A 3,920-nucleotide genomic window follows, 5' to 3' on the forward strand; every position below is an offset into this window, starting at 1 on the left:
AGGGCGGTGGCGAAGACGGGGTAGGTGTCGTACAACTCCCGTCCCATGCCCAGGCGTTGAGCGCCCTGACCCGTGAACAGGAAAGCCGTCTTGCCGTCCTGGACTGAGCCGGTGACGACCCCCGGCGCGGGGAGTCCGTCGGCGACCGCGCCGAGCCCGGCCAGCAGAGCCGCACGCTCCTGCCCCATCACCACCGCCCGGTCGGGGAACGCGGTACGGGTGGCCAGGAGGGAAGCCCCCACGGCGGCCGGAGGGGCCGAGGCCGCCGCGCCGTCGGACAGGAAGTCCCGCAGCTTGGCGGCCTGCGCGCGCAGTGCGTCGACGCCACGGCCGGAGACCACCCACGGCAGCACGTCGTTACCGGCCCCGGGTGCCTCTTCGTCCGTGGGCTGTGCCGTGTCCACCGCCGGACCGTCCGTCAGCACCACATGGCAGTTGGTGCCACCGATGCCGAACGAGCTGACACCCGCGACCAGTTGACGCTCCCCGTGCGGCCAGGCGGTTGTCTCACCGGCGACGGACAGACCGAGGGCGTCCAGGTCGATCGCCGGATTGGGGGAGGCGTAGTGCAGGCTGGCCGGGATCTCCCGGTGGCTCAGGCTCAGCAGCGCCTTGATGAGCCCGGTGATGCCCGCCGCGCCCTCCAGGTGACCGACGTTCGTCTTCGCCGAGCCGACGACCAGCCGGTCACCGGCATCGCGGCCGGCGCCGAGCACCCCGCCGAGCGCGCCCGCCTCGATCGGGTCGCCCACCGGTGTACCGGTGCCGTGCAGCTCGACGTACTGGACCTGGCGCGGGTCGATGCCCGCCTGGTCGTACGCCTCGCGCAGCACCTGCTGCTGTGCCTCGCCGCTCGGCACGGTCAGACCCGGCGTCGCGCCGTCGTTGTTGACGGCGCTGCCGCGGATCACGCCGTAGACGCGGTCACCGTCCGCGACGGCCTGCGCGAGCGGCTTCAGGATGACGACACCGCCGCCCTCGCCGCGCACGAAACCGTTGGCCCCGGCGTCGAAGGTGCGCGGCACGCCGTCGGGGGAGAGGCCGCCGAAGCGCTCCTCGGTGAGCGCGGTCTCGCCGAGGATGTTCAGGTTGACGCCGGCGGCGACGGCCACCGACGACTCGCCGGTACGCAGTGACTCGCAGGCCAGGTGAACGGCGACGAGTGACGACGACTGGGCGGTGTCGACCGTGAGGCTGGGGCCGCGCAGGCCCAGGTGGTACGAGACGCGGTTGGCGATGATGCCCCGGTTGACGCCCGTCATGGTGTGCTGCGTGATGACCGAGGAGCCGTGCTGGCCGATCAGGCTCTCGTAGTCGGAGCGGATCGTGCCCACGAACACCGACGTACGCGTCCCGTGCAGCGCCGACGGCACGATCCCGGCGTCCTCCAACGCCTCCCAGGCCAGCTCGAGGACGAGCCGCTGCTGCGGGTCCATGGACGCCGCCTCGCGCGGCGAGATGCCGAAGAACCCGGCGTCGAAGTCACCGATGCCGTCCAGGTACCCGCCCCTGCGGACACCCGCCTGCGCGGCGGGCTCCAGGGAATCCCAACGCTCGGGTGGTGCGTCGGTGATGGCGCCGGTGCCGCTGCGCAGGAGCTCCCAGAAAGCGGCAGGATCGGGCGCCATCGGAAGCCGACAAGACATTCCGACGACCGCGACGGCCTTCTCCTTCGTACGCGGATCGAGATTCTCCGTAGAATTGCCCTTGCTCGTCATCACGCTCGGCTGCCCTTTCCTTGCCGAATAATCAACGGCCCGATACATAACGGGTTCTGAACATCAATTGACCGACCCTTGACATCACTTGACACGTCGATGTCATGAGATGCGCTCCACGCGATATCGGAGGCGCTGTCACGCCGTACTTGCGACCGCCCGCTGAAACGCGCCGTCGAAGAACAACAGCCCGTCCTGACCGCTGCCGCGCCGTGCCTCGACGACCTGTCCGACGAAGATGGAATGGTCGCCGAAGCTGTATGCGGCCGACAGGTCGCACTCCAGCCAGGCGAGAGCGCCGGTCAGCAGCGGAGCACCCGTGCGCGGCCCCGGAGCCCAGGCGATCCGGCGGAACTGCTCGATCCCCAGCGGCCGTTGCTTGTCCGCGAAGAACCGCACCACGTCCTCCTGGTCGGCCTCCATGATGGAGACGCCGAAATGGCCGGCCTCGGTGATGGCCTCGTGCATCACCGCACTCTGGCCGACGCAGCACAGCACGGACGGCGGATCGAGGGAGACGGAGGTGAACGCGTTGGCGGTCATGCCGTGGATGTGCTCGCCGCCGGTGGAAAGGACCGTGACCCCTGTGGCGAACCGGGCCATGACCTCCCGCAGCGAAGCCGGTGCGGCAGCCGTTGTGGCCATCGCCCGGTCCCCTCCGGTTTCTTCGGTTACAGAGTTCATGTCGCGCCCTTCGTGTAAACCATTGAAGACGGAACATACGGGAGCCGGACGAACCTCCTGGCACTGCCGAGTAATTGGCCGCTCAGGTCGCCGGTCTTCTGACCCGGCCGGGAACACCGCAGCCCGACGTGGTCGACGGAAAGAGTGAAAGGGAGGTCATCTACGGGTAACTGGCGCCTCTCGAGGGGGCGGTGCGGAGAATTTCCGGACGGTGATCGGCCGCCGGTGTCCTTCGGATAAATTCTCCGGCATGGTCAGTTCAAGCGAGCGCACCATGAATTCACCTCCCATGGATTCCGCCGATTTCCCCCGCCGCCTGGCAGAAGCCCTCCAGGAGGGCCTCGCCCGCGCGGCCGCCCGCCGCGCACCCGGACACCGGGCCGACGCGGGGACGCTCGAAGCGGAGCCCCTGGCCGCGCCCGCCCTCCGTGCGGCACCGCCGCGGGCGAGGGCGGTGTCCGACCGCGAGTCGGCGGCGCTGCAGTGGTACAGGACCGCGCTGGCCTCCGCCCTGGCCCCGGTGACCGACGCCCGGGCCCACGCCGCCCTCATCGAGTACGGACGCGGCCACCTCCTCCGCCACACGCAGGCCGACGAACGCCCGCTGCGGGAAGCGGGCGTGACGCCCTACCAGCTGGCGCTCGCCACCGCCCTGCTCATGGAATGCGTCTGCCTGGAGCTCGTCGAAGCCTCGGGCCATGACGACACGGCGGCCCGCGCCGCCGAGACGGTACGCGCCCTCGGCCGCCGGCTGCGCACCGGCTCGTCCCGGCGCCGTGAGGACACCGACTGCTGTCGCGGCACCCGGCGGCGCATCGCCCGCGACCTGCACGACCACGTCGGCGCGGCCCTCGCCGCCGCACGCAGCGGCCTGGGCCGCGCCACGGCCCTCGACGCCGACGCCGTCGACACGCACCTGCGCGAGGCGGAGGGCGGCGTACGGGAGATCCTGCACGACCTGCGTGACTCCTTGGCCGTGCCGACCCTGCGCGACGCGCTGGACGACTTCGTCGCCGCGGAGTTCCCGCCGCAGACCCCGGTGAGCGTCAAGTGGACCGGCAACGAGAACCTCCTGTCCGAGACGCACCGCCGCGGCATGTTCATCACGGTCCGCGAGGCCCTGCGCAACAGCCTGCGTCATGCCCCCGGCAGCAAGGTCGCCGTCACCGTGCGCGTCACCCGCCGATGGGCCCACGCCGCGGTGGGCGACGACGGCCCAGGATTCGACACGGCACGTGAACTCACCGCGGACCACCGCCACTTGGGCATCCGCGCGATGTCCGACCGCATGGAGGACCTGGGCGGTCGGCTCACGGTCACCAGTACGCCGGGCCAGGGCACCCGCGTCGACGTACAACTGCCGCTGCGGCGCTGAACCGAAGCCGTGCCGCAGCAGTCCCCTGAACCACCGAACTGACCCGAAAGGGAGCCATCGTGCGCAAGGTGCTCATCGCCAACCGTGGCGAAATCGCTGTCCGCGTTGCTCGGGCATGCCGGGATGCAGGGATCGCGAGCGTA

4 protein-coding genes are annotated in these 3,920 nt (G+C 70.7%); 2 read left to right on the forward strand and 2 right to left on the reverse strand.

Annotated features, from left to right (window positions below; genetic code table 11):
• Together ABZ833_RS45525 and ABZ833_RS45530 are read right to left on the reverse strand one after the other, a co-directional pair.
• Positions 1 to 1,628 (reverse strand): beta-ketoacyl synthase N-terminal-like domain-containing protein (locus ABZ833_RS45525; protein ID WP_361060002.1); only part of this gene is annotated, 1,628 nt, incomplete at its 3' end.
• Positions 1,629 to 1,856: 228 nt separating this feature from the next.
• Positions 1,857 to 2,363: a flavin reductase family protein gene (locus tag ABZ833_RS45530; RefSeq protein ID WP_361060005.1), complete on the reverse strand. Its 507-nt coding sequence runs from the start codon at positions 2,361 to 2,363 to the stop codon at positions 1,857 to 1,859.
• 289 nt (positions 2,364 to 2,652) lie between these two features.
• Between ABZ833_RS45530 and ABZ833_RS45535 the strand changes: the two genes are divergently transcribed.
• A complete protein-coding gene (locus ABZ833_RS45535; protein ID WP_361060008.1) occupies positions 2,653 to 3,777 on the forward strand; it encodes an ATP-binding protein in 1,125 nt (374 codons plus the stop codon).
• A gap of 68 nt (positions 3,778 to 3,845) precedes the next feature.
• The coding region (locus ABZ833_RS45540; protein WP_271058894.1) for a biotin carboxylase N-terminal domain-containing protein at positions 3,846 to 3,920 on the forward strand (75 nt) is incomplete at its 3' end.

The organism is Streptomyces sp. NPDC047525 (assembly GCF_040643025.1).
GTDB classification, from domain to species: Bacteria; Actinomycetota; Actinomycetes; order Streptomycetales; family Streptomycetaceae; genus Streptomyces; species Streptomyces durmitorensis.